Below are 24,582 nucleotides of genomic sequence, written 5' to 3'. Positions count from 1 at the left end.
GAACGGTGTGACGGGGATTCAGCGCGGCGTGACGCGGGGACTGCACGGCCAGATCGTCGAGGTGATGGCCCAGCGCATCCTGTCCGGGCAGATCCCGGAGGGCTCGACCATCAACGTGCCGGACCTGCAGGCCGACCTCGGTGTCAGCCTGACCGCGGTCCGCGAGGCGCTGAAGGTGCTGACGGCGAAGGGGCTCGTCGACGCGCGGCAGAAGCGCGGCACGTTCGTCCGGCCGCGGTCGGACTGGAACCTGCTCGACGCGGACATGATCCGCTGGCACTTCGACGACGACGTTCGGCCCGAACTGCTGGAGGAACTGCACGAGGTTCGCGGCATCGTCGAACCGGCCGCCGCCCGGCTGGCCGCGCTGCGGGCCGACGACTCAGACCTGACCGCCCTGGACGCCGCGCTCGAGGAGATGGCGTCGGCGACCGACGACCTCGCCGCGGCGATCGCCGACCTCGCGTTCCACCGGGCGCTGCTGGCGGCGACGGGGAACGAACTGCTGACCAAGATGGAAGTGATCATGGAGACCGGCCTGGCTGACCGCGACCGGTTGGTGCACAAGGTGAAACCGTCGGACGATCCGTTGCCGAGCCACCGCCGCGTGGTCGACGCCGTCCGGGCGCACGACCCGGTCGCCGCCGAGCAGGCGATGCGCGAACTGCTGGCGAAGGCGGCCGAGGACCTCACCGAGGTCCGCGGATCCTCCCCGCGTGGGTCGAAGCCGCGTTGGCGGCGCGCGTGAAGATCGAGAGAATCGAGACGTTCCTGGTCCCCCCGCGCTGGCTGTTCTGCCGGATCGAGACGAGCGACGGCGTGGTCGGCTGGGGCGAACCCGTGGTCGAGGGACGCGCCGAGGTCGTCCGGACCGCGATCGAGACGCTGTCGGAGTACCTGATCGGCCAGGACCCGCTGCAGATCGAGCGGCATTGGCAGGTGCTGACCAAGGGCGGCTTCTACCGCGGCGGTCCGGTGCTGAGCAGCGCGGTCGCCGGCATCGACCACGCACTGTGGGACATCGCCGGCAAGGTGTACGGCGCTCCGGTCGCATCGCTGCTCGGTGGACGGGTGCGCGATCGGGTCCGGGTGTACGCCTGGGTCGGTGGCGATGAGCCGTCCGCGATCGCCGATCAGATCGGCGAGCAGGTGGCGGCCGGCATGACCGCGGTGAAGATGAACGGCAGCGGACAGATCCAGCCGTCGCCGTCGGTTGCCGAGATCAACGGCATTGTCACTCGACTGACCGCGGCCCGGGAGGCCCTGGGCGACTCGCGCGATGTCGCGATCGACCTGCACGGCCGTGTCGGGGTGGCCGGGGCCCGGCGGATTCTGCACGCGGTCGAGGGACTGCAGCCGATGTTCGTCGAGGAGCCGGTGCTGCCGGAGCACATGGTGCATCTGGCGGAGGTCGTCGGCAGTTCGACGGTCCCGGTGGCGTTGGGCGAGCGGTTGTATCACCGGTCCGAGTTCGTCGCACCGTTGAACGCTGGGATCGCGGTCGTGCAGCCGGACGTCTCCCACGCGGGCGGGATCTCCGAACTGCGCCGGATCGCAGTGCTGGCCGACGCGCATGGCGCTCTGTTGGCGCCGCATTGTCCGCTCGGGCCGATCTCGCTCGCGGCGAGTCTGCAGGTGTCGTTCGCGACGCCGAACTTCCTGATCCAGGAGCAGAGCCGGGGCATCCATTACAACGTTGCGAGCGACCTCACCTCGTACGTCACGGACCCGACTCCGTTCACGTGGGTCAACGGTCATGCGGAGTGGAATCCCTTGCCTGGCTTGGGAATCACGGTCGACGAGGCCGCCGTCCGCGCCGCTGACCAGACTGGCCACGCCTGGCGTAACCCCGTCTGGACCCACCCAGACGGCTCCTTCGCCGAATGGTGAGCGAGCACACCGACTCCGTCGGTTCGGTGTCCGTCGACGGCGCCGATGGCGGCCGCTGGACCTCGCTCCGGCTCGCGGGCCGTGAGTGGCTCTGGTCCGGCCCCGGCCTCCTGACCGGTCCCCGGACAGGACACCAGGCCTTCACCGACGCCGGTGGGCTGGACGAGTGCTTCCCCACCGTCCGTGGAACCCCTGACCACGGCGGCCTGTGGAACCAGCCCTGGGAAACCTCTGTCACCTACGCCGGCACCACCCTGACTCGGAGGTTCACGGGTGACGCGGAGACTGTTGCCGTCGACTACAGGTTGCAAGCCCCTCCTGGGTTCCGCTTCATCTGGGCCGCTCACGCACTTCTCGACTGCGCTGTCGGCGCCACCATCTCAGCGCCGCCCGGCTCCGCCTGTCGCCTGTACCCGGAAGCAGCTGGCCTGCTGCCGACCCCTTGGCCCGCCAACGCGCCGTGGATCACCGCGACCTGGCCGCGGCCAGGCGGGATCGACCTCGGCACCTACGGACCGTCCGACGCGACGGCTGTCGGTGCCATCCTTGTCGACTGCCCGACCGTGAGTATCCGGGACCGCGGCGCCGAGCTCACCTGGACATTGAGTTGCCCCGGGCAACCGGTCTCGACCGCGTTGTGGCGCAACCTGGCCGGCTTCCCCGACGAAGCGCCGTACCGGAGTCTGGGGGTGGAGCCGATGCTGGGTCGCGTCTTCGACCTGGCCGAGGCTGGGCCGGACGACGCTGCCGTCGTCCCAGCGAGCGGTGAGCTGGCCTGGCGGTTGACCGCCTCCGCCAGGCCGGTCTGATGTCACCCGAGCGGCAGATCGAGCACGGCGTTCGGAACCGTGGTGCTGTTGGTTGTGCGGATGCTGTTGAGCTCGGTCGTGGTGAGGGCTCGCTTGTAGATGCGAACCTCGTCCAGCGCGCCGTCGAAGTGATGCGCGCCGTCGAGCCGCTGGCCGACGTACATCTTGAACGGCCGCCCCGGACTGACCGAACCGGTCGGCGCGGCGACGGCCGCGGCCTGAGTTCCGTCGACCCAGATGGACAGCGTGCCGGCGTGGCGTTGCAGGGCGACGTGGTGCCAGGCGTTGTCGTTGTAGGACTTGGTCGTCGCGACCGACGCGGTCTGGCCGCCGGTGGTGATCAAACCGCGGATCCGGCTGTCCCCCGGCTCGGCGCGCAACCAGAACTGGGAGAACTCGTTGATCCCGTAGCCCCAGAAGATCGCCTGGTTCGCCGTACTGGCGCCGTACTTGATCCACGCCATCGCGGTGAAGTCGCCGGCGCCGACCGCGAGCGACTCGGCGAACGGGAGCTGGATGGCGTCGTCGACGCCGTCGAGGTCACGGGCCTGGCCGAACTTGCCGGCGACCGAGCTGGTGCCGCCGCGCAGGTAGCTGTTGTTGCCGAGACCCGAGAGGTCCGGGGTGGTCGTGCCGAGCGGCGCGTCCGGGTGACCGATGTCGTTCTCGGTGAAGCGTGCGAAGCGGATCTGATCACGGGCGTCGACCGTGCCGCCCTCGTACAGCAGGCCGATCTCGCCGGTGTCGAGGATCGCCAGATCGGAGTACCCGGACCAGTCGCTGGTGATCCTGGTGCCGTCGGCAACAGACTGCCAGGTCTTCCCTTCGTCGAAGCTGGACCGGATCGTCATGTACCGGCGCCGTTCCGGATCAGCCGGTGCGGCGAACAGAATCCGGTTGTACTTGTCACCGCGATCGACCGCCCGCAACCGTTGCAGCGAGCCCTGCACGACCGGCGTGGTCAGCCCGGGGATCGTCGCGTACGGCGCCGCGTAGGTCTGGCCACCGTCGTTGCTCACCGCAAACATCCGGCTGACTCCCGCGCTGCCGGCGTTGTTCCGGGCACCGGCATAGATGCCGCCGTCAACCTTCTCGACGACGCTGATCTCCTGCGGAGTGGCGTCGGTGCGCAGGTCGGTAGCGCCCTTGTGCCAGGTCTCGCCGTGGTCGTCGCTGTAGACCAACTGGCCCGCGTTCTTGCCGGCTCCGTTGTCGTAGTTGGTACCGGCGACCAGCCGTCCGGCGTGCGCACCGCGGGTCAACTGGATCCCGTGCACCGGCCCGGTCGCGTACCAGCCCCAGGCCGGATCGTCGATCTGATCACCGATATTTCTGGCCTTGCTCCACGTTCTCCCGTCGTCGCCACTGAACTGCACGTACGGCGTCCGCGGGCGGGTCGTCGTACCGGGATCCATCGTGCTGAGCAGGACGATGCGGCCGGTCTCGTAGTCGACGATCGGCGCCGGGTTGCCGCGGGTGGCGACCGCGTTCGGGTCGGAGTCGGTGCCGGCCAGCACGGTCTGGGCCGCCGACCAGGTGCGGCCGTCGTCGTCGGACCGGCGCATCACCAGGTCGATCTCCTGGGAGTCGGCACAGTAGGACCGGCGGGCCTCGGCGAAGGCGAGCAGCGTGCCCGCCTTGGTCTTCACGATCGCGGGGATGCGGTAGCAGCCGTAGCCGGCGTCGCCTTTGTCGAAGAGCACGGTCTGGGTGATGGCCGCCTGGGCGGGTGCGGCGGGTACGGTCAACCCGGCGACGGCGAAGCCGATCGCCGCGGCGGCACTGATCAGGGCTCGGAGTCTGGGCATGGGCGGATGCCTCCACGTGAGCTGAACCGGACAACAGGACGTTGCTTGCCATTTCACGATGCAGTACTCCGAGGGTATAGGACGTCCTATGTCCGGAGCGATCCCCTAGCGTGGACTTTCGAGGAGGAACCATGGACCTGCTGACCGAACTCCGGCACCGCAAGGTGCTGGCCATCATCCGCACCGACGGGCCGGATCGCGCCCTGGACTGCGTCCGCACGCTGATCGACGCCGGGATCACCGCTCTGGAGATCTCCCTGACCACCCCGGGCGGCGTCGACGCGATCGCGAAGGCGCGCTCGGAGTACGACCCGACGATCCTCATCGGGGCCGGCACCGTCGTCACGGCCGCGCAGGCCGACGAGGTCGCAGCCGCCGGGGCGGGCTTCGTCGTCACCCCCGCGATCACCCGCGGCGCTCATCGCAGCGTGGACCTCGGTCTGCCCCTCCTGTGCGGAGCTCTCACCCCGACCGAGGTTGTCGCCGCGCTGGATCTCGGCGCCACCGCGGTCAAGATCTTCCCCGCCAAGGTCTACGGCCCTTCGTACTTCCGCGAGCTCCGTGCGCCGTTGCCCGAGGCTCCGCTCCTCGCCGTCGGCGGGGTCGATGCGCAGACCGCACCGGAGTACCTGGCTGCCGGCGCGCTTGCTGTCGGTGTCGGCTCGCCGCTGCTGGGGGACGCGGGCACCGGCGGATCCCTCACCGCTCTCGCCGACCGCGCCGCCGGGTTCCGCGCCACCCTCGGCGTTTGACCTTCCGCGCACCGCCCTCGACGTCTGAACCACTTCGGAGTTGTGAGATGACCGACCTCCTGACGATCGGCGAGACCATGGTCTCGTTGCGGACCGCTCGCCCGATGCGGCTGGGTGGTGACGCGCACCTGTCGATCGCCGGCTCGGAAAGCAACGTGGCGATCGGAGTGTCCCGGCTCGGACACCAGGCCGCCTGGGTAGGTGCTGTGGGCAACGATGAACCAGGGCGGCTGATCCAGCGCACGCTCCGGGCCGAAGGTGTCGACACGAGTCGGGTGCGATTCTCGGACGAGTCCTTCACCGGGTTCATCGCCTTCGACCAGCCGTCGCACGACATCACCCGGGTCAGCTACCACCGTCGCGGCTCGGCTGGTTCGACGATCACTGCCGACGAGTGCACCGCCGCTCTCGAGGCGACCCGACCGCGCCTGCTCCACGTCACCGGCATCACCCCGGCGCTGTCTGCGACCACTCGCGCCGCGACGCTGGCCGTCGTACGGAACGCTTTCGCCGCAGGCGTGCAGGTCTCACTCGACGTCAACTACCGCGCGCGGCTCTGGTCCCGCTCCGACGCGGCCACCGCACTCCGCGAGCTTCTCCCCCATGTCCACACGGTGTTCTCCTCGGACGACGAACTCGACATCCTGACCGATGCACCCGATGCGGTCGCCGACCTGCTCGGTTCGAGCAGCGTGGACCAGGTGATCGTGACGGCCGGCGGCAAGGGCGCCTGGGCTCACACCGCCTCCGGCACCATCCACCGGCCCGCCCTCCCGGTCACCGTCGTCGACAGCATCGGCGCCGGCGACGCCTTCGTCTCCGGCTACCTCTCTGCCACCCTCGACAACCTCTCCCCCGACTCCCGCCTCGACCGAGCCACCACCTCCGGCGCCTTCTGCGTCACAGCCACTGGCGACTGGGAATCCCTCCCCACCCGGCCCGACCTCACCCTCCTCACCCACACCCAAGGCACCGCCCTCCGCTGACGCCAACTGTGGGACCCTCGAAGTGGTGGGAGGGGGAGCTGTGGACGACGCGGCCGAGAGGTTTGGAACGAACAGCGAGTTGTACGCCGACACGTCGTTGACCGAAGGCGTCGACTACGGACGGCGGTTCCGGCGGCACGAGTGGTTCGACGACGACCTGGCCGGGCAGGCCGAGGTCCAACGGACGGCGATCCTGGCGCCGCACGGTGGAGGGATCGAGGCCGGTACGTCGGAGCTGTGCCTGGGGATCGCCGGCTACCACCCGGCCGACCTCGAACCGACACCGACGGACGGGCCGGTCCACGACTACTGGATGTTCGAGGGTCTGCGCTCGACCGGCAACGCCGAGCTGCATGTCACGTCGACCGGCTGTGACGACCACGTCGCCTCGTCCCTGACCGGTGGATCGCTGAACGCCGTTGGTCTGCACGGATGTACGACGGCTCAGGCCGAACTACCCGACGACACCAAGGCAGTTCTCGTCGGCGGTCGCAGCACCGCCTTCAAGTCAGCTCTCCTCGAGCGCCTGATCGAGAGCGGAATCCTGGCGATCGACGCCGCCGCCGTCCCGGACCTCAACGGCGACGAGCCGACCAACATCGCCAACCGCACACTGCTCGGCGCCGGTGCTCAGCTCGAACTGACCACTCCGCTGCGCCGGGCCATGTTCCGCATCAACACCCGCGAAGACCGCAAGAACACCACCCGGCAGCTCTTCTGGACCTTCACCACAGCCGTCCGCGCGGCCATCGCGGACCTCGAATCCAGCCAGCCCATCCCCTGACCTTGCGCACCTCACCGCTCATCGACGAGTTCGCCGTTCGAGGCGGAGGAGTCCGTGGCGAGGGACCAGGCTGCGACGGCCTCCGGGGACTGGGCGAGAGGGAAGGCGGCGGCCATGGCCTGCATCGAGGACCACTGCCACGTGTCGGAATAGGTGCCGTCTTCGAGGTGGACGAGGCGGGTCGCGACCAGCCCGGGGTGGGCGGCACGGATCGTGTCGATCACCCTGGCGCGGGCCTTCAGGAACTCGGCGACGTTCTCCGGAGCGACGCTGTAGTTGTGCACTCGTACGACGGCCTGCTCAGTGGTTGACATCAGTCTCTCCTTCTCCTTGGGGTACGTCGTTCTGACGTTCCCCAGCAAGGGAATGTGACTGCTCTTCGACCGGGAAGAGGATCGGGCTGAGCAGGTAGCGGGCGCGGCCCGGCGCGGCCTCGTTGGAGAGCACGGGGAGGATCGCAGCACGCATGCCCTCGATCAACCGCAGCAGTTCCTCGCGGCTCAGCCACACCGCATGCTGCCGATACCCGACCAGGTCCGAGATCGGATCGGCGCCGTCACGATCGAGATAGGCGTTGAACTCGGCCACCAAGGCAGCCACCGCCACTCCGAAACCTTGGCGATGATCGTCGACCGTCACCTGCTCGGCCATCTCCGGCGTGATCGACGCACGGTCGAGGCGAAGCCGGTACCGCCGCTCGACCGCGCCGCGCACCCGCCGCTCCTCGGCGACCTCGAGAATCCCGCCGCCGGCCAGCAGGTCGACGTGGCGGTAGAGCGTCGCCTTCGAGATGTCCGGGACGCGCTCGCCGAGCTCCGCCGTGGTCAGCATCCGGCCGCCGCGCAGTGCGTGCACGATGCGCAGGCGGACGGGATGACCGAGCAGTTCCAGCGGACCCATCCCGCAACGATCTCATGTCCTGCTACCTTTCTCAAAGACTGAGAAAGGTGAGCCGATGACCGAGTGGACCACCCCGCCGTACGCCGACCCGACGCGCTTCGAGGAGCACGACGTCACCCTCGGCTCCGGCGCCCGCGCCGTCCCCGGGACGCTGACCCGGCAGGCAACCCGCAGCACGGTCGGCGTCGTTCTGCTGTCCGGTGGCGGACCGTTCGACCGCGACGAGACCAGCGGACCGAACAAGCCGCTCAAGGATCTGGCCTGGGGATTCGCCAGCGCGGGCATCGCCGTACTGCGCTTCGACAAGATCACCCACACCCGCCCGGACGTGATGACCGAACCCGGCTTCACCCCGTACGACGAGTACGTGCCGCACGCGATCGCCGCCGTGCAGGTGCTCCGCGAGCATGCGGACCAGGTCTTCGTGGTCGGCCACAGCATGGGCGGCAAGGCCGCACCGAGGATCGCGAGTGAGGACCCGTCGGTCGCCGGCATCGTGATCATGGCCGGCGACACCCAGCCCATGCACCACTCCGCCGTACGCGTCATGAGCTATCTCGAGACAACCAACCCGGAGGCCGTGCCGCCCGGCACCGCTGAGCTGTTCCGACGCCAGGCAGCCGTTGTCGACAGCCCGGACCTCTCCGCCGACACACCCGCGACGGACCTGCTGTTCGGGATGCCCGGCGCCTACTGGCTCGACCTCCGTGACTACGACCCCGTCGTCACCGCGGCGAAACTCGACGTACCCATCCTCGTTCTGCAAGGCGGCCGCGACTACCAGGTCACCGTCGCCGACGACCTCCCGGGCTGGCGAGAAGGCCTCCCCGACGCCACCATCAAGGTCATCGACGCCGACAACCACCTGTTCTTCTCCGGCACCGGACCGTCCACGCTGAACGACTACGCGATCGCGCAGCACGTGGACTGGGCAGCCCTCACCGCCATCCTCGACTGGTTGCCCTGAGCAAGGGCTAGGACAGCAGCGAGGCCTCGGTCTCGACCTCCTCCTCGGGATCGAGCGGCAGGATGATCTTGAAGCGGGTGTTGCCGGGCTCGGACTCGACCCGGAGGTCGCCGTGGTGCTTCTTGACCACGATGCGCCAGGAGATGTCGAGGCCCAGGCCGGTGCCCTCGCCGATGGGCTTGGTGGTGAAGAACGGCTCGAAGATGCGGCGCCGGATCTCCGGCGGAATGCCGGGGCCGGTGTCGCCGATCTCGACGAGCGCGTACGCGCCGTCCCGCTTGGTCCGGATCGTCAGGGTGCCGTGCCCGCCCATCGCGCTGACCGCGTTGTCGATGATGTTCGTCCACACCTGGTTCAGCTCGGCGGCGTACGCCGGGATCGGCGGCAGGTCCGGGTCGAAGTCCTTCACGACGTCGTACCCCTGCAGCTTGCCCGACATCATCACCAGCGTGCTCTTCAGCAACTCGCGCAGATCAACGGTCTGGTACGGCGCCCGGTCGATCTGGGAGTACTGCTTCGCCGCTCCGACCAACGTCGAGATGCGGGTGACGGAGTCGTCGATCTCGTTCATCAGCGACTCGGTGTCGATCGTGTACATCAGCCAGCGGACCGCGCCCTCGAGGTACGTCGGCCCGACCGCGGTCAGCACCTCCTCCATCCACGGCACGTCCAGCCCGGCCGCGGAGAGCACCGGCGCGACGTCCCAACTGGCCTGGACGCCATGGTCGTCGAGCCAATCGGTCAGTGAGTCCTCGGCGTCGGACAGTTCCATCGGCGAGATGTCCTTGTCCTTGTTCTTCTCCAGCCGCTCGACCGCATCGTCCTGCAGCGCGACGATCTGGTGCAGCTTCGTCGCGTCCAGGGTGCCGTCGGCGAGCATCGCCAGCTTGGATCGCATCCCGGAGACTCGCTGCCGCAGTGTCGCGGCGGCCCGGACCGCCGCGGCGGCCGGGTTGTTCAGCTCATGCGTGAGACCGGCCGACAAGGAGCCGAGGGCAAGCAACCGCTCGCGCTCGCCCAGCGTCTCGTTGGTCCGGCGCATGCCCATCACGAAGCCCTCGATCAGGTGCACGGCCATCGGGAACCAGGTGTTCATCATCGTCGCCATCGTGTCGGCACCGATGACGAAGAACTCCGACGTCTCGGTCACCCGCATGGTCGCGGTGTAGGCCTTGCGGTCGGCGGCACCGAAGAACGCGTTGAACGCACCGGCGTAGACGCCACGCTGTCCGGTCCGGTTGATCTCCACCTCTTCGCCGTGCGACAGCTTGCACAGCCGGATCTCACCGGAGAGCAGGACGTAGCAGCAGGTCGCCGGGTCGCCCTCGTTGAACACGAGGCCCTCGGGGTAGGTCTCGACGTACCCGGCGTCGGACAGCCACTGCAACTGCTCGTCGGTGAGGCTCTCGAACAGGAAGAGCGTGCGCAGTTCGTCCGGGCTCAGCCGGCGCGCCTCGGTCTCGGCAGTCATCAGAGCATCTCCAGGTATCGGTGCACCAGTGTCACGGCCATCGCTCCGTCGCCGACCGCGGAGGCGACCCGCTTGACCGACTCCGCCCGTACATCGCCGGCGGCGAACACACCAGGCATGCTCGTCTCCAGGTGGTACGGCTCCCGGTCCAGCGCCCAGCCCGGCGGCTTGCCGCGCAGGTCAGGACCGGTGAGTACGAAACCGCGCTCGTCGCGGAGCAGGTCGCCGGGCAGCCAGTCCGTCCGTGGGGCCGCGCCGATGAACACGAACATCCACTCCGTGTCCACCTCGCGGCTCTCGCCGGTCGCACTGTTCTGCAGGGTGACGCGCTCGAGATGCTCCGAGCCCTTGCAGGACACCACCTGCGTACAGGTGTGGACCTCGATGTTGTCGATGTCGTCGATCTGATTGATCAGGTACGACGACATCGTCGCCGTGAGCGATGGTCCTCTCACCAGCATATGCACGGTCTTGGCGTGTTTCGAGAAATACACCGCGGCCTGGCCGGCGGAGTTCGCCCCGCCGATGATGTAGACCTCCTGGCCGGTGCAGCTCGGGCCCTCGGTGGTGGCGGACCCGTAGTAGATCCCGCGGCCGCACAGGTCGTCGACGCCGGGCGCGTCCAGGTGCCGGTAGGCCACCCCGGTCGCCAGGATCACCGAGTGGGACGAGATCTCGCTGCCGTCGGAGAACATCAGCTTGCGGGCCGACCCGAGCGTCTCGAGGCCGACCACCTGACGGGCGGTCAGCAACTCGGCGCCGAACCGGACCGCCTGCCGCCGGGCCCGATCGGTCAACTGCGCCCCGGACACACCGTCCGGGAAGCCCAGGTAGTTCTCGATCCGGCTCGACTGGCCGGCCTGACCGCCGGTCGCCAGCTGCTCGACGAGGACGGTCCGCAGTCCCTCACTGGCGCCGTACACCGCGGCGCCGAGGCCGGCCGGTCCGCCGCCGACCACGACCAGGTCGTAGAAGTCCTTCGTCGGTGAGGTGGAGAGCCCGACCTTGTCGGCGAGCTCCGCCTCGCTCGGGGCAACCATCACCGTGCCGTCCGGGGTGATCACCACGGGCAGGGTCGAACCGTCGATCCCGGCCGCGTCGAGGAGGCGCTTGCTCTCCTCGTCGTCGACGCTCAGCCAGCGGTACGGCACCGCGTTGCGGGCCAGGAAGTCGCGGGCCGTGAACGACGGCGCCGACCAGCGGTGACCGATCACCCGGGTCTCGTCGCTGGACGGCTCCGGGGTCGTCTTCCACAGGTCGAGCATCGCGTCGACGACCGGGTAGAGCTTCTCCTCCGGCGGGTTCCACGGCTTGAGCAGGTAGTGGTCGAGGTCGACCACGTTGATCGCCTGGATCGCGGCGTCGGTGTCGGCGTACGCCGTCAGCAGGACCCGGCGGGCGAGCGGGAACAGGTCCATCGCGGCCTCGAGGAACTCGATGCCGGACATCTGGGGCATCCGGTAGTCGGCGAGCAGCAGGGCCACCGGTTCACCACGCAGCTTGAGCTCGCGAAGGGCCTCCAGCGCCTGGGACGGGTGCTCGGCCCGGACGATGCGATTCTCCTCGCCGTACCGACGGCGAAGGTCACGGGCGATAGACCGGGAAACACCCGGATCGTCGTCCACGGTGAGGATCACCGGGCGGGTCGTCGACGCTGTCATGCCTCCTTCATACCAGCGCGAACCCACAAAGCGGGATCGGTAATCCACAGGCACTGGCCCGGTTCGCGGGGCTGGTCACGAACCGGGCCGGCCTGGGCGGGCCTCAGGGCAGGGCCGCGAGGTACGGCGCGTGGCTGTTCCGGAACTCCCAGTTGTAGTAGCGGTCCCAGTTGACCGACCACGTCATCAGCCCGCGGAAGGCCGGTGAAGCACCCCCGCGCAGGCTGTAACCGCCGCAGTTCTGGCCCTTCACCAGGCAGTCGAGCGCTTGGTGAACGACTGCCGGGGCGGTGTAGCCGTTGCCCGCGCTGACCGCCGCCGGAAGCCCGAACCCGATCTGGTCCTCGCGCAGTCCGGGGAAGGTCTGACCGGTGTTGGCGACCGGGAATCCGGCCTTGACCATGTCCGTCATCGCGATGTGGAAATCGGCTCCACCCATGGTGTGGTACTGGTTGTCGAGCCCCATCACCGGGCCGGAGTTGTAGTCCTGGACATGCAGCACCGTCAGGGCGTCGCGCAGTGCGTGGATCACCGGCAGGTAGGACCCGGTCCGGTTGTCGCCGCCACCCGCACCGCCGTAGAACTGGTAGCCGACCTGCACGAAGAACGTCTCCGGTGCCATCGTCAGCACGAAGTTCGCGCCGTACCTGGCCTTCAGCGTCTTGAGCGCCGAGATCAGGTTGACGATCACCGGTGTGGTCGGGTTGCGGAAGTCGGTGTCGCCGGAGTTGAGGTACAGCGAGTGGCCCTCGAAGTCGATGTCCAGCCCGTCCAGGCCGTACCGGTCGATGATCGCGCCGACCGAACTCACGAACGCGTCCCGGGCCGCGGTGGTGGTGAGCTGCACCTGCCCGTTCGCACCGCCGATCGAGATCAGCACCTTCTTCCCGGCCGCCTGCTTGGCCCGGATCGCGGCGATGAACTCCGCCTCGCTCTCGACGTTCGGGCACTCACTCGCCGGGCAGCGGTTGAACCGGATGTCCCCGGACGTGACCGACGTCGGTTCGCCGAAGGACAGGTTGATGATGCTCCACTCACTCGGTACGTCGGCCATCCGGACATACCCGGAGCCGTTGGCGAAGCTCGCGTGCAGGTAGCCGATCAGCGCGTGCTTAGGTAATCCGGTACTCGCGCAGCCGCCCGTCGTACCTGTCGTCGCCGCTGACTTGGCCGACTCCCCGACGCTGTTGTACGCCGCCACGGCGTACGTGTGACTGCTACACGTCTGCAGCCCGCTGAGGGTGGCCGTCGTACCGGTGACGGTCTGTACGACGTTCGAGCCTTCGTAGACGCGGTAGCCGGTGACTGTGCCGGTGGCTGCCGGCCAACTCAGGGAGATGGCGGTGTTCGTCGTACCGGTGACGGTCGGAGTGCCTGGAGCACTCGGAGCGCCCGGAGTACCGCCCGGACCGTCCAGACTGATGTCGTCAGCCTGGTACGCAGGTTGGCCGTACCAGCCATGCACGTAGATCTGGGCCGACGTCTGACTGGCGCCAGTAGTAAAGGACAGAGTCAGCTGCGTGTAGCTGGCTGCCGACGGCGTCCAGGTCGACGTGCCGCCGGTGACACCGAGGTAGACGTACGACCCCCGCACCCAGCCCGACAACGTGTACGACGTACTCGGCTGCACGGACACGGTCTGGCTGCACTGCGCGAAGTCGGAACTCGACACCGCTCCGTTCAGCGCGTGGCTGCCGCTGCGGACGGGGCTGGTGACGACCGATCCGCCGGAGCATGTCCAGCCACTCAGTGAGCCGGTCTCGAAGCCGGGATTGGACAGGATGTTCGCGGCCTGGGCCGGCACCGTGATGCCGGTCAGCAGGACCCCGACGACAACCGCAAGCCATCGTGCACGCATCAGACCTCCTCGAAGGTCCATTTAGTAGAGACGCTCCATAACTAGAGGTCAATGCGTCACCGGATCGGCTTCCCGACGTTGTCGGGAAGCCGCCTGCTGTTTGGCAGGTTTTCGCCAGCGGCTAGTTGAAGCCAAAACAGTGTGGTCGGCGCCGCGGGTTGGCAGGCTCTTCCGCGTCCGGGCTCGGGGGCGGGCGGCCGGGGCGACAGCCGCGGTCAGGACCTGAGGGACGCACATCCGCCCGTCCCTCCAGCACTGGAGGAATCGCGTGAACCACCTGTCCTTGCGTCGACGGACCGCGCTGATCGCGGCCGCCGTCCTCAGCACCGCCGCCTTCGCGGCGCCGGCCGGGAACGCCGTCACCACGGCTCCCGCGCCCGGCTCGCCGCCACCGGACGATCTCGCCACCTCGATGCGGCTGCCCCACTTCGCCCCCGGCCGGTACGTCGTGACCCTGGCCGACAAGCCACTGGCGACGTACTCCGGTGGTGTGGCCGGGCTGAAGGCCACCAAGCCGGCCAAGGGCCACAAGGTCGACACCGCGAACCCTGACTCGAAGCGCTACAGCAACTGGCTCGACAGCCGCCACAACACGGTCGCCGCGGCGGTCGGCGCGAAGGCGACCCGGCACTACTCGACCGCGGTCAACGCATTCGCCGCCAACCTGACCAGCCGGCAGGTCAGCGAACTCAGCAAGACACCCGGCGTCGTCGCGGTCACTCCGGACCAGTTGCACCAGGCCCTGGACGACAAGAGTCCCACCGACTTCCTCAAACTGTCCGGCAAGAACGGCGTCTGGTCCGCCCTCGGCGGTAACGCCGAAGCCGGCAAGGGCGTCGTGGTCGGCGTCGTCGACACCGGCATCTGGCCGGAGAGCGCCTCACTGTCCGGACCGAAGCTGGGCACCACGCCCGCCACTGCGGCCGACCCGTACCGGCCGTACCGCTCCGGCGACAACATCGTCATGCACAAGGCCGACGGCAACGACTTCACCGGCTCCTGCGAGGCCGGCGAGGACTTCACCGCCGACCTGTGCAACACCAAGCTCATCAGCGCCAAGTACTTCGGCGACGCCTGGCTCGGCGCCACTCCGCCCGAGGCCCGCGCCGACTACGCCTCCCCGCGCGACGGTGAAGGCCACGGCACGCACACCGCGACCACCGCGGCCGGCCGCGCCGGTGTGGACGTCGCGGAGAGCGGCATCAACTTCGGCACAATCTCCGGCGTCGCGCCGGCCGCCAAGATCGCCGTCTACAAGGCGTTGTGGACCGGCAAGGGCGGTGTCGGCTCGGGCGGCTACACGTCCGACATCCTCGCCGCGATCGACCAGGCCGTCGCGGACGGCGTCGACGTGATCAACTACTCGGTCGGCTCGATCTTCGAGTCCGCACACACGGACCCGGTACAGCTCGCCTTCCTGTCCGCGGCCTCGGCCGGCATCTTCGTGTCCGCAGCGGGCGGCAACTCCGGTCCGGAGCCGTCGTCGCTCGACAACACCTCTCCGTGGGTGACCACGGTCGGCGCGAGCACAGTGGCGCCGTACGACGCGACTGTGGTCCTCGGCAACGGCGAGAAGTACGCCGGACTGAGCACCTCCATCGCCACGGCGGTCGGCCCCAAGTCGCTCGTCACCGGTGCTGCCTCCCGTGTGGAGTCGGCGACCGAGTACGACGGTTCGCAGTGTCTGCCGAACACGCTCGACTCGGCCAAGGTCGCCGGGAAGATCGTGGTGTGCGACAGAGGCGTCGGAGCCCGGGTCGACAAGTCGGCTGAGGTCAAGCGCGCAGGTGGCGTCGGCATGGTGTTGCTGAACCTGACCGACCAGGACATGGTGGCGGACTCGCACGCAGTACCGACCGTGCACCTCAACACCCCGGGCTCGCTGTCTGTGAAGGCGTACGCCGGTACTGCCGGAGCCACCGCGCAGCTTGTGCCCGGAAACCTGACGGCACAGACCACGCCGTACCCGCAGATGGCGGACTTCTCCTCGCGCGGCCCGTCGCTGTCGAGCCATGGCGACCTGCTGAAGCCGGACCTTGCCGCGCCGGGTGTGAACGTCCTGGCCGCGGTGGCACCGCCCAGCAACGGCGGACACAGCTACGCCTTCCTCTCCGGTACGTCGATGGCCGCACCGCACATCGCCGGCCTGGCTGCTCTCTACCTGGCCAAGCACCCTGACTGGACTCCGATGATGGTCAAGTCGGCGCTCATGACGACCACCAGCGACGTCAAGACCGCCAGCGGCGCTGTCGACAACGACCCGTTCGCCCGAGGCGCCGGTGAGGTCCAGCCGTCGCGCATGCTCGACCCGGGTCTCGTCTACGACTCCGGTGACGTCGACTGGCTCGGATATCTGGAGGGCAGCGGTGTCAACACCGGCACCGGCGTACCCGCGATCGACCCCAGCAACTACAACGCACCGTCGATCGCCGTCGGCGAGCTGGTCGGCACGCAGACTGTCACCCGCCGCGTCACCGCGGTGAAGGGCGGTCTGTACCGCGCGACCGTGTCCGTCCCCGGCATGAAGGCTGTCGTCACTCCGTCGATCCTGAACCTGCAGGCCGGCCAGACGAAGTCCTTCACGGTCAAGCTGACCCAGGACACGGCCCCGTCGCACGACACCACCAGCGGCTGGCTGACCTGGCAGGGTGCCGGTACGTCGGTCCGCAGCCCGATCGCGGTCGTCCCGACCTCGGTCATCGCACCGACCAACGTCAGCGGCTCCGGCGCGGCCGGTTCGGTCTCCTTCGACGTCACTGCAGGCAAGGCCGGTACGCCGATCCACGCGTACGGCTTCGCGTCGGCGCCCCAGGTCCCGGGCGAGGTACCGGCGGGAGCCGCTGACGCGGACCTGCCGAACTACCCGGTCACCGTGACCGCCGGCACCAAGGCCGTGCAGTGGAACATCAAGACGGTCGACCCGGCCGGCAGCATCTGGATGGTGCTCTACAAGGTCGTGAACGGTCAGATGCAACTGCTCTCCTTCGAAGGCACCGGGGCGAACCAGGCCTCCGCGACGGTGGCAGCTCCCTCACCCGGCGTTTGGGGCGTGCTCGCCATCACCCTGTCGAACCCGCCGGGTGCCGACACCACGAAGTACACGATGCAGACCAACCTCGTGACCGGTGGCAACGCCCTCAAGGTGACGCCGTCGGTGGCACCGGCCGCCGGCAAGCCGTTCCAGGTCACGGCGTCCTGGTCGGGAGTCCGCACTGATCAGCGCTCCACCGGGTTCGTCGAGTTCCCGAACCGCGCCGGAACGGTGGTGACGGTGAACTAGATCCAGCGGCGGCGGGCGGCTTGAACGCCCGCCTGGAACCGGGTCTGCGCGCCGAGTGACTCCATCAGCGCGCGGACCCGGCGCTGGGTCGTCCGCGGACTGATCCGCAACCGCCGGCTGATCATGTCGTCGGTCGCGCCACCCGCGAGCAACAGCAGGATGTCCCGGTCCGGCGCCCGCAGTGCCGGCACCTCGCCGTTCGCCAGGAGCGCCGGCATCGGGATCGCCAAGGCCCACAGCATCTCGAACGTCGCGATCAACCCGTCCAGCAGTCCGGACGAGCGGATCAGCAGGTTGGACTCGGCCGGTGCCCGCTTGGTCAGCCCGATCAGCGCGGTGTGGTCGTCGCCGACCGCCATCTTCATCGGGACCTGCGCCAGCACCCGGCCGACCTCGCCCGCCGCCTGCAACTCCGGCAGCACACCCATGATGTCCTCGGACTCGAACACCTCGGTGCCGTAGATCGCCCGGTACTCGATCCCGACGGCGAGCCGCTCCAGCTCCAGCTTCTGCTGGGTGGACGGCGGCGTCGCGTACGGCGGCCGGTCCAGCACCCGGACCTGGCGGGTGGAGTTCCTCTGCAGATCCTCGTACGCCCGCAGCAGAGTCGGACCGTCCTCGATCAGCTCGATCTGATTGCCCTCCAGCACCGGAGTCCCTCGGGCGCCACGCAGTTCGTCGGCGACACCCCGCAGCCGCGCCAACTGGGCATCCAACTCGTCCAGCGGATCAACAACCTCGTCCGCCACCATCGCCATCCCTCCACCCGACCGAACCCAAACGAACCAACACTAAACCGGATCAGCACAGGGGCACCCGGTCAGGGACCGCAGCTGAGACAAGGCCACAGCCGGCCGCAGCGCGTACACAGGCCGTCCAGCCCCGGCGCCGGCAACCACACGGTCTCCACCGGGTCCTCGCGCCAGACCGCTCGAGCCGTGGCCGCCGCGGCACTGGCCCGCGCCGTCGCCGTGGCCGACGTGGTCCTGGCCGGTGTCGTGGCCGTGGCCCGGGCCGGCTTGGCCGGGAACCAGTGGACCTGGGTGCGTCCACCGGCACCGTGAACCGCCAGCAGAGCCTCGATCCCACCGTCCCAGGTGGACGTTCCGGGCCAGCGGCCGCGCCACCGGAGGGCGACGGTGCCGTCGGACCACTCCACACCTTCGGCCAGGGTGCCTGTGCCGCGCACGCCGGAGACGTCGGTGTGGCGCACCAACCGGAAGAGGCGAGCCTGCCGCTGCATCGTGTTCACCTCTGCAGAATCGCCCAGCACGCGCTGCCCACAACAGGTGTGGTCTGTGGGCTGTGAGAACAGCCCACACCCCCTCACAACCGGCCGAACTGCTGGGACTGGTTTTGTCGGTGGGGGCTTGTAGCTTCTGGACACGCACCGCAACCACCAGGTGTGGCAGTGAGCGGACGGGGGTGATCCTGTGGCTGAGGCAGCGCCTGTATCAGGGTTCGGCCGGGAGTTGCGGCAGTGCAGGCAGGCGGCCGGCTTGAGTCTGCGGCAGCTGGCAGCGCGGGTCGGCTACGACCACAGCTACTTGTCGCAGGTGGAGCGTGGCCGGAGACCAGGCTCTGCCGACCTGGCCCGGTTCTGCGATCGCGAGCTCGGCACCGGCAGTCGGCTGACCGGGACCTACCTGCGGGCACACCCCGAGCGGCCTGCAGCAGTGCGTCCGGTCGGCTCCGGTCTACCGGCCGCTTCGTTGGCGGCAGTGTGGGACGGGCTGGCCGGCGCTCTCGCCGGCGTGGACTGTGTGGAGGTGACTGGCGACATTCGCAGTGTTCCGCCGGCTCGGCTGCTGCCGGAGCTCCTGGCAGACCTTCAGGTGCTGCAGGCACAAGGATCGGACGGCTTCGGAGGTCGGGCGGCTGAGCTGAGTGTCCTGGTCGCCGAGACACTGACCGGGCTTGGCGAGCTGCGCGCGGCGAGGCGTTGGTGGTCCGCGGGCCGAGCGTTCGCGGACAGCTCCGGCGAGGTTTCGATTCGGAGCCTGGTGCGCGCGAGGGAGGCCATCAGTGGGCTCGCGGAGCGGCGACCGCTGCCGCAGTTGCTGGAGCTGGCGGAGGAGTCCTTGGCGTTCGCACAGCAGCTCCCGGCCGGCGGCGTACAAGCTCATGCTGTGCGGGCGCGGGTGCTGGCCCAGCTGGGCCGGCGGGCCGAAGCACACCGTGCCCTGCAGGAGCTGCTGAGCTGTTCCGATGCGTTGCCACCGGCAACCACGAGTCCTCTGGGCGACCTCGCGCCGTACGAGGTGCATGCCGCGGAGGGCAGAGTCTGCGCGAGCCTGGGGTACGGGACTGCGGGCTGCTTGATGCTGGGGCGCGCACTGGAGCTGTGCCCCGAGCAGAGAGTCGCAGAGCGGGCGCAGTTGGAGTTGGCGCTGGCCGAGTGCCTGGCCTTGGAAGGTGAGGTCGCGGCTGGTCTGGCGCTGGCCATGAGGGAGCTGGTCGAGCTCCCGGATGAGTGGCACACCTATTACCTGTACGACGAGGCCTGCCGGGTGCTGGCCGCCGCGCGGGACCGGGAGCCGGGGCTGGCAGCAGTGCGGGATCTGGAGGTTCTGGTGGAGCGGCGTACGTACGTGACCGGCCGCAGTGTGGGCAGCGGGTCGTGGTGAGGCATGACCCGGGAGTAGCGTGCAGCGGGTGACGAGTGAAACGCAGAGCACGACGGTGACCAGCGGGTGGGACTTCGCGGTCGAGTTGCGGAGTGATCCGGCGAGTGCGGAGGCGCGCTCGGCGATTCTCGCCAAGCCTGCCTTCGGGCAGTCGTTCACGGACCACATGGTGATGGCCAACTGGACGGACGACCGGGGCTGGCACGACCCGAAGGTCACGGCGTTCGCACCGCTCAGTGTGAGTCCGGCTGCCGCCGTACTGCACTACACACAGGAGATCTTCGAGGGTCTGAAGGCCTACCGGCATGCCGACGGGTCGGTGTGGGCGTTCCGCCCGGATCGCAACGCGACTCGATTCCTCAAGAGCGCTGAGCGACTCGCACTGCCGCAGGTGCCGGAGGACGCGTTCGTCTCCGCCCTGCGTGCGCTGGTGACGGTCGACGAGCCGTGGGTGCCCTCTGCCGAGCACGGCGAGACCAGCCTGTACTTGCGCCCGTACATGATCGCCACCGAAGCGGCGCTGAGCGTGCGACCGGCTCGGGAGGTGCTCTTCGGAGTCATCGCGTCGCCGGCAGGCCCGTACTTCGACACCGGCCCCAAGCCGGTCTCCATCTGGCTGACCACCTCGACTATCCGCGCGACGCCCGGTGGCACCGGCGCGGCCAAGTGCGGCGGCAACTACGCGGCCAGCCTGGCCGGTCTGGCCGAGGCTGTGGCCAACGGTTGCGAGCAGGTCGCCTTCGTCGATGCCGCCGAGCACAAGTGGCTCGAGGAGATCGGCAGCATGAACATGTTCTTCGTGTACGCCGACGGCCGCATCGCGACGCCCGAGCTGAACGGATCGATCCTCGAAGGAGTCACCCGCGCCTCGGTTCTGGAGCTGGCTGCCGATCTCGGTCACGAGGTCGAGGAGCGCCGGATCTCCGCGGACGAGTGGAAGGACGGCGTACGCAGCGGCGAGATCACCGAGGTGTTCGCCTCCGGCACCGCCGCGGTGATCACCCCGATCGGCCGCGTCGCCTGGCCCGACGGCGACCTGACCATCGGCGACCACACCGTCGCCCACGGCGTCGGCCCGGTCACCAAGTCGATCCGCACCACGCTCCTCGACCTCCAGTACGGACGCACCCCCGACACCCGCGGCTGGCTCACGCGCTTGGCGTGATCTGTAGCCCGACGGCTTCGGCCGCGGCCAGGACATTCACGTAGTCCCGGATGTGCACGATCCGGCCGTCCCGGACCCTGAGGACGACGATGTTCGGCAGGGTGACGGCGCGGCCGGTCGTGGTGACCGTGCCGGTCGCATCCTGCTCGACGATGATCACTTCCGGGTCGGCGGTCTCGTGCACCACGACGTTGCGGTAGACCTCATAGCGCAGCGGGGCCGACTCCCAGTTCGCCTCCAGGAACGAGCGGATCCCCGCCCGTCCAGGCGCGACGGCATACCCGGCGGGGTGAACGGAAACTCGTAGACAGCGTCCTCGGCGTACAGGTCGAGCATCTCGTCGATGGACTTGTCGATCGACGTCTGCTGGAAGCGTTCCAGCACCTCTCGTGGCAGCGGAACAGTGTCAGACACCTGGCATCCTCCAACTCGGAGTCGATGGCTCCTGTCGGCACGGGCAGTTAGGTTGAGCCTATGGCTGAGTCCAAGGGGAAGGCGAAGTCTCCGGCGATCGAGTTGGAGGTGGGCGAGCGGACGGTGCGGATCTCGAATCCGGACCGGGTCTACTTTCCTGCTCGGGGGGAGACGAAGCTCGATCTGGTGAAGTACTACCTGTCGGTGGGGGACGGGATCGTCCGCGCGCTGCGGGAGCGGCCGTGCATGCTGCACCGGTTCCCGGAGGGCGTCGCCGGCGAGAAGGTGCACCAGAAGCGGCTGCCGCACGGCGCGCCGCCGTGGATGGAGACCGTCCGGGTGAAGTTCCCGCGGTACAACCGGACCGCCGACGAGCTGTGCGTGACCGAGATCGCGCACGTGGCCTGGGCGGTGCAGATGTCCACCGTCGAGTTCCACCCGTGGAACTCCCGCCGCGCCGACACCGAGAAGCCGGACGAATGGCGGATCGACCTCGACCCGATGCCGGACTGCCCTTTCGACCGGGTACGCCGGGTCGCCCACGTCGCGCACGAGGTTCTCGATGACCTCGGTGCGGTCGGTTATCCGAAAACCTCAGGCGGGTCGGGGATCCACATCTACGTCCGGGTCGAGCCGACGTACGGATTCTCCGACGTACGCCGGGCCGCCCTGGCGTTCGCGCGGGAGGTCGAGCGACGCGCACCGGACGATGTGACGACGACGTGGTGGCGCAAGGACCGCGACCCGAAGAAGCTGTTCGTCGACTTCAACCAGAACGCGCGCGACCACACGATCGCGGCCGCGTACTCGGTCCGCGGTAACCCCGAGGGCACAGTCTCGACCCCGATCCGCTGGGACGAGGTGGACGACGTGGAGCCACGCGAGTTCACCATCGAGACGGTGCCGGCCCGCTTCGCCGAGCTCGGCGACCTGCACGAGACGATCGACGACAACGTCTACTCCCTCGACACCCTGCTCGAGTGGGCCGCCCGCGACGAACGCGAAGGCGCCGAAGAGCCGCCTCCGCCGGAGGACTAGCCAGCCCGCCGGACCTGCAGGCCATCACAAGCGTGGCGCTCTAAAGACCAGCCCGCGGAGGCGTGCCCGATCGCGCACATTGTGATGGCGTGGCGGTCCTATGGGTGGCCGGTGAGTCCGTGATGGAGGAGGTTCGTGAGGGTGTCGATGGCGGTTTCGTCCGGGATGGTCTGGCCGTTGGCGGGATTGACGACCAGCCAGGTGTAGGCGAAGCCCTCCATCAGCGCGTTCATCGCGGAGATCTGCACGAGCGGTTCGGCCGGTGGGTTCGGCAGATGGGCGAAGTGCTCGATCATGTGGGCGTCGTCGTCGGCCATGATCTGCTGCAGCCGCCGGCCGAGCTCCGGGTCGACCATCGCGGCCTGTTTCACCGCGATCATCTCCGGCAGGTGCTGCTGGTAGAACTGCCAGAACGCGGCCACGTGCCAGCGGATCGCTGAGATCTTGCTGAAGTCGGCGTCATGGCCGGCGACGTCGACGATCGTCTCGTCGGCCTCCGCGAGCATGTCCCTCAACAGCGCCTCGAGCAGTTCCTCCTTGCCCGCGAAGTGGTTGTAGAAGGATCCCGTCGCCCGGCCCGCGGCCGCGGTGATGTCGGTGATCTTCGTGTTCAGGTACCCGCGCTCGGCGAACACCTCCCGGGCGGCCTGCTTCAGCGCGGCCCCGGTCCCAGCCGCCCGTTCCCGGCGGCTCACCGTGTCGGTCACGACAACCTCCTTGACACCGAACCCTAGTCACGTTCATAGTGAATCCGAATTCAGTGAATCACAATTCAGTCAAGGAGACCAGATCATGACAGTTCTGATCGCGGGGGCGGGCCCGACCGGATTGACGCTGGCGATCGACCTGGCCCGGCGCGGCATCGCCGTCCGGCTGATCGACAAGGCGACCGAGTTCTTCAACGGCTCACGCGGCGACGGTCTGCAGCCGCGGACCCTCGAGGTGTTCGACGACCTCGGTGTCATCGACGAGATCCTGCGGCAGGGCCGGTCGCTGCCGACCATGAAGATCTACCTGGACGGCACGCCGGTCGACGAGCGCCGGATGGCACCGATCCTCGAGCCCACCCCGGACATCCCGTACCCGAACGCCTGGATGCTCGGCCAGTCGCGCACCGAGAAGATCCTGCGCGACAAGCTCGCCGAGTACGGCGTTCAGGTCGAACTCGACACCGCGATCGTCGGGTTCACCCAGGGCTCCGACTCGGTGACCGCCGAACTCTCCACCGGCGAGATGGTCGAGGCGCGATACCTGGTCGGTGCCGACGGCGGCCGGAGCTTCGTCCGCAAGCACCTCGGGATCGCCTTCGAGGGCACCACCGACGAGTCGATCCGCACACTCCTGGGGGACGTCGCGGCCGACGGCCTGGACCACGACTCCGGCTACTGGTTCGCCGGCAGGGACAACCCGATGTCGGGGATCGCCCTGACACCGCTGGCCGGCGGGGACCAGTTCCAGTTCGGTGCCCCGCTCGACTCCGACGACGCCGACACCTCGCTGGAGGGCCTGCAGGCGCTGGTCGATCGGTACGCCGGTCCGGGCGTGGCGAAGCTGCGGGATCTGACCTGGTCGACCGTCTGGCGGCCGAACGTCCGGTTGGCCGAGCGATTCCGGGTCGGCCGGGTCTTCATCGCCGGCGACGCCGCACACGTGCACCCGCCGACCGGTGGTCAGGGCCTCAACACCGGCGTTCAGGACGCGTACAACCTCGGCTGGAAGCTGGCCGACGAACGCGAAGAGGTGCTGGCGACGTACGAGACCGAGCGCCGGACCAACGCGGCTCGCGTGCTCGGGATCAGCGGAGAGCTGATGCAGAAGCATGTCGACGGCGACGAGTCGGCGATGGAGCGCGGCGAGAACACCCGCCAGCTCGACGTCTCCTACCGGGACCACTCGGACACTCGCGCCGTCACCTCCGGCGACCGCGCACCGGACGCACCGCTGGTAGATGCCGAGGGCAACAAGAGCCGCTTGTTCGACCGGTTCCGCGGACCACATCAGACCCTGCTGCGCTTCTCCCCCACCACCCCGTCGATTGGGGAGCACACCGTCGACATCGCTCGCGACGGCGGCGCGGCGTACACCAGCCCGGAGGCCTTCGCCCACTACCACGCCGAGGACGGCGACGAGATCCTGATCCGCCCGGACGGCTACCTCGCCTAGGATCGCTGG

Annotated in this window: 21 protein-coding genes and 1 pseudogene; 12 read left to right on the top strand and 10 right to left on the bottom strand. The window is 68.8% G+C overall.

Features of this window, described 5'->3' with window-relative positions; all coding sequences use genetic code 11:
• The first annotated feature begins 7 nt into the window (after positions 1-7).
• From ACGFH6_RS41450 to ACGFH6_RS41440, 3 genes are read left to right on the top strand one after another with little or no spacing between them, the layout of a single operon-like run.
• Positions 8-748 carry a FadR/GntR family transcriptional regulator gene (locus ACGFH6_RS41450; RefSeq protein WP_393396229.1) on the top strand — a complete coding sequence of 247 codons (741 nt, stop codon included), beginning with the start codon at positions 8-10 and terminating at the stop codon, positions 746-748.
• Entirely contained in the window at positions 745-1,890 is a 1,146-nt protein-coding gene (dgoD, locus tag ACGFH6_RS41445; RefSeq protein WP_360457488.1) for a galactonate dehydratase, read from the top strand. Before ACGFH6_RS41450 ends, dgoD begins: the two co-directional genes overlap by 4 nt.
• The gene (locus tag ACGFH6_RS41440) at positions 1,884-2,699 is read left to right on the top strand and encodes a hypothetical protein (protein WP_393396226.1); all 816 of its coding nucleotides are present in this window, start codon (positions 1,884-1,886) and stop codon (positions 2,697-2,699) included. Before dgoD ends, ACGFH6_RS41440 begins: the two co-directional genes overlap by 7 nt.
• A 2-nt stretch (positions 2,700-2,701) precedes the next feature.
• Here the strand turns inward: ACGFH6_RS41440 and ACGFH6_RS41435 are convergent, their stop codons facing one another.
• Positions 2,702-4,507 carry an exo-alpha-sialidase gene (locus tag ACGFH6_RS41435; protein ID WP_393396224.1) on the bottom strand — a complete coding sequence of 602 codons (1,806 nt, stop codon included), beginning with the start codon at positions 4,505-4,507 and terminating at the stop codon, positions 2,702-2,704.
• Between the two features lie 131 nt (positions 4,508-4,638).
• Here ACGFH6_RS41435 and ACGFH6_RS41430 point away from each other — a divergent pair, with 131 nt between their 5' ends.
• From ACGFH6_RS41430 to ACGFH6_RS41420, 3 genes are read left to right on the top strand one after another with little or no spacing between them, the layout of a single operon-like run.
• Positions 4,639-5,259: a bifunctional 4-hydroxy-2-oxoglutarate aldolase/2-dehydro-3-deoxy-phosphogluconate aldolase gene (locus ACGFH6_RS41430; protein WP_393396222.1), complete on the top strand. Its 621-nt coding sequence runs from the start codon at positions 4,639-4,641 to the stop codon at positions 5,257-5,259.
• A 47-nt stretch (positions 5,260-5,306) separates the two neighbouring features.
• A complete protein-coding gene (locus tag ACGFH6_RS41425; protein WP_393396220.1) occupies positions 5,307-6,245 on the top strand; it encodes a sugar kinase in 939 nt (312 codons plus the stop codon).
• A 25-nt stretch (positions 6,246-6,270) separates the two neighbouring features.
• The gene (locus tag ACGFH6_RS41420) at positions 6,271-7,029 is read left to right on the top strand and encodes a poly-gamma-glutamate hydrolase family protein (RefSeq protein WP_393396218.1); all 759 of its coding nucleotides are present in this window, start codon (positions 6,271-6,273) and stop codon (positions 7,027-7,029) included.
• An 11-nt stretch (positions 7,030-7,040) separates the two neighbouring features.
• On the opposite strand, the gene ACGFH6_RS41415 is transcribed toward ACGFH6_RS41420, so the two are convergent.
• Together ACGFH6_RS41415 and ACGFH6_RS41410 are read right to left on the bottom strand one after the other, a co-directional pair.
• Complete coding sequence (locus tag ACGFH6_RS41415) at positions 7,041-7,343, bottom strand: antibiotic biosynthesis monooxygenase (RefSeq protein WP_393396216.1); 303 nt, start codon at positions 7,341-7,343, stop codon at positions 7,041-7,043.
• Complete coding sequence (locus ACGFH6_RS41410; protein ID WP_393396214.1) at positions 7,330-7,929, bottom strand: helix-turn-helix domain-containing protein; 600 nt, start codon at positions 7,927-7,929, stop codon at positions 7,330-7,332. The genes ACGFH6_RS41415 and ACGFH6_RS41410 overlap by 14 nt, the downstream gene beginning before the upstream one ends.
• Before the next feature lie 55 nt (positions 7,930-7,984).
• Between ACGFH6_RS41410 and ACGFH6_RS41405 the strand changes: the two genes are divergently transcribed.
• Positions 7,985-8,896, top strand: a complete 912-nt coding sequence (locus tag ACGFH6_RS41405; RefSeq protein WP_393396212.1) for an alpha/beta hydrolase family protein — start codon at positions 7,985-7,987, stop codon at positions 8,894-8,896.
• A gap of 7 nt (positions 8,897-8,903) precedes the next feature.
• On the opposite strand, the gene ACGFH6_RS41400 is transcribed toward ACGFH6_RS41405, so the two are convergent.
• From ACGFH6_RS41400 to ACGFH6_RS41390, 3 genes are all read right to left on the bottom strand, one after another.
• Positions 8,904-10,367: an ATP-binding protein gene (locus ACGFH6_RS41400; RefSeq protein WP_393396210.1), complete on the bottom strand. Its 1,464-nt coding sequence runs from the start codon at positions 10,365-10,367 to the stop codon at positions 8,904-8,906.
• Positions 10,367-12,028, bottom strand: coding sequence for an FAD-dependent oxidoreductase (locus tag ACGFH6_RS41395; RefSeq protein ID WP_393396208.1), 1,662 nt, complete (start codon positions 12,026-12,028; stop codon positions 10,367-10,369). The genes ACGFH6_RS41400 and ACGFH6_RS41395 overlap by 1 nt, the downstream gene beginning before the upstream one ends.
• 103 nt (positions 12,029-12,131) lie before the next feature.
• Complete coding sequence (locus ACGFH6_RS41390; RefSeq protein WP_393396206.1) at positions 12,132-13,886, bottom strand: chitinase; 1,755 nt, start codon at positions 13,884-13,886, stop codon at positions 12,132-12,134.
• 268 nt (positions 13,887-14,154) lie between these two features.
• Between ACGFH6_RS41390 and ACGFH6_RS41385 the strand changes: the two genes are divergently transcribed.
• Entirely contained in the window at positions 14,155-17,166 is a 3,012-nt protein-coding gene (locus tag ACGFH6_RS41385) for a S8 family serine peptidase (RefSeq protein WP_393396204.1), read from the top strand.
• Here the strand turns inward: ACGFH6_RS41385 and ACGFH6_RS41380 are convergent.
• Both ACGFH6_RS41380 and ACGFH6_RS41375 read right to left on the bottom strand, forming a co-directional pair.
• On the bottom strand, positions 17,163-17,924 hold the full coding sequence (locus ACGFH6_RS41380) for a hypothetical protein (protein WP_393396202.1): 762 nt from the start codon (positions 17,922-17,924) through the stop codon (positions 17,163-17,165). The two genes, ACGFH6_RS41385 and ACGFH6_RS41380, sit on opposite strands and share 4 nt — an antisense overlap.
• Positions 17,925-17,986: 62 nt before the next feature.
• Positions 17,987-18,418: a hypothetical protein gene (locus ACGFH6_RS41375; RefSeq protein ID WP_393396200.1), complete on the bottom strand. Its 432-nt coding sequence runs from the start codon at positions 18,416-18,418 to the stop codon at positions 17,987-17,989.
• A gap of 181 nt (positions 18,419-18,599) precedes the next feature.
• On the opposite strand from ACGFH6_RS41375, the gene ACGFH6_RS41370 reads away from it, so the two are divergent.
• The gene (locus tag ACGFH6_RS41370; protein WP_393396198.1) at positions 18,600-19,793 is read left to right on the top strand and encodes a helix-turn-helix domain-containing protein; all 1,194 of its coding nucleotides are present in this window, start codon (positions 18,600-18,602) and stop codon (positions 19,791-19,793) included.
• Between the two features lie 19 nt (positions 19,794-19,812).
• The gene (locus ACGFH6_RS41365; RefSeq protein WP_393396196.1) at positions 19,813-20,958 is read left to right on the top strand and encodes a branched-chain amino acid aminotransferase; all 1,146 of its coding nucleotides are present in this window, start codon (positions 19,813-19,815) and stop codon (positions 20,956-20,958) included.
• On the opposite strand, the pseudogene ACGFH6_RS41360 reads toward ACGFH6_RS41365, so the two are convergent.
• Positions 20,942-21,226: pseudogene (locus tag ACGFH6_RS41360) on the bottom strand (nuclear transport factor 2 family protein); the annotation flags it as partial. The gene ACGFH6_RS41365 and the pseudogene ACGFH6_RS41360 sit on opposite strands and share 17 nt — an antisense overlap.
• A gap of 206 nt (positions 21,227-21,432) precedes the next feature.
• On the opposite strand from ACGFH6_RS41360, the gene ligD reads away from it, so the two are divergent.
• Positions 21,433-22,410, top strand: a complete 978-nt coding sequence (ligD, locus tag ACGFH6_RS41355; RefSeq protein WP_393396194.1) for a non-homologous end-joining DNA ligase — start codon at positions 21,433-21,435, stop codon at positions 22,408-22,410.
• A gap of 98 nt (positions 22,411-22,508) precedes the next feature.
• Here the strand turns inward: ligD and ACGFH6_RS41350 are convergent, their stop codons facing one another.
• The gene (locus tag ACGFH6_RS41350) at positions 22,509-23,117 is read right to left on the bottom strand and encodes a TetR/AcrR family transcriptional regulator (protein ID WP_393396192.1); all 609 of its coding nucleotides are present in this window, start codon (positions 23,115-23,117) and stop codon (positions 22,509-22,511) included.
• A gap of 85 nt (positions 23,118-23,202) precedes the next feature.
• On the opposite strand from ACGFH6_RS41350, the gene ACGFH6_RS41345 reads away from it, so the two are divergent.
• The gene (locus ACGFH6_RS41345) at positions 23,203-24,573 is read left to right on the top strand and encodes an FAD-dependent monooxygenase (RefSeq protein WP_393396190.1); all 1,371 of its coding nucleotides are present in this window, start codon (positions 23,203-23,205) and stop codon (positions 24,571-24,573) included.
• Positions 24,574-24,582 lie beyond the last annotated feature (9 nt).

The organism is Kribbella sp. NPDC049227 (assembly GCF_043197265.1).
GTDB lineage: Bacteria > Actinomycetota > Actinomycetes > Propionibacteriales > Kribbellaceae > Kribbella.
This window is presented reverse-complemented; position numbering and strand designations above follow the sequence as displayed.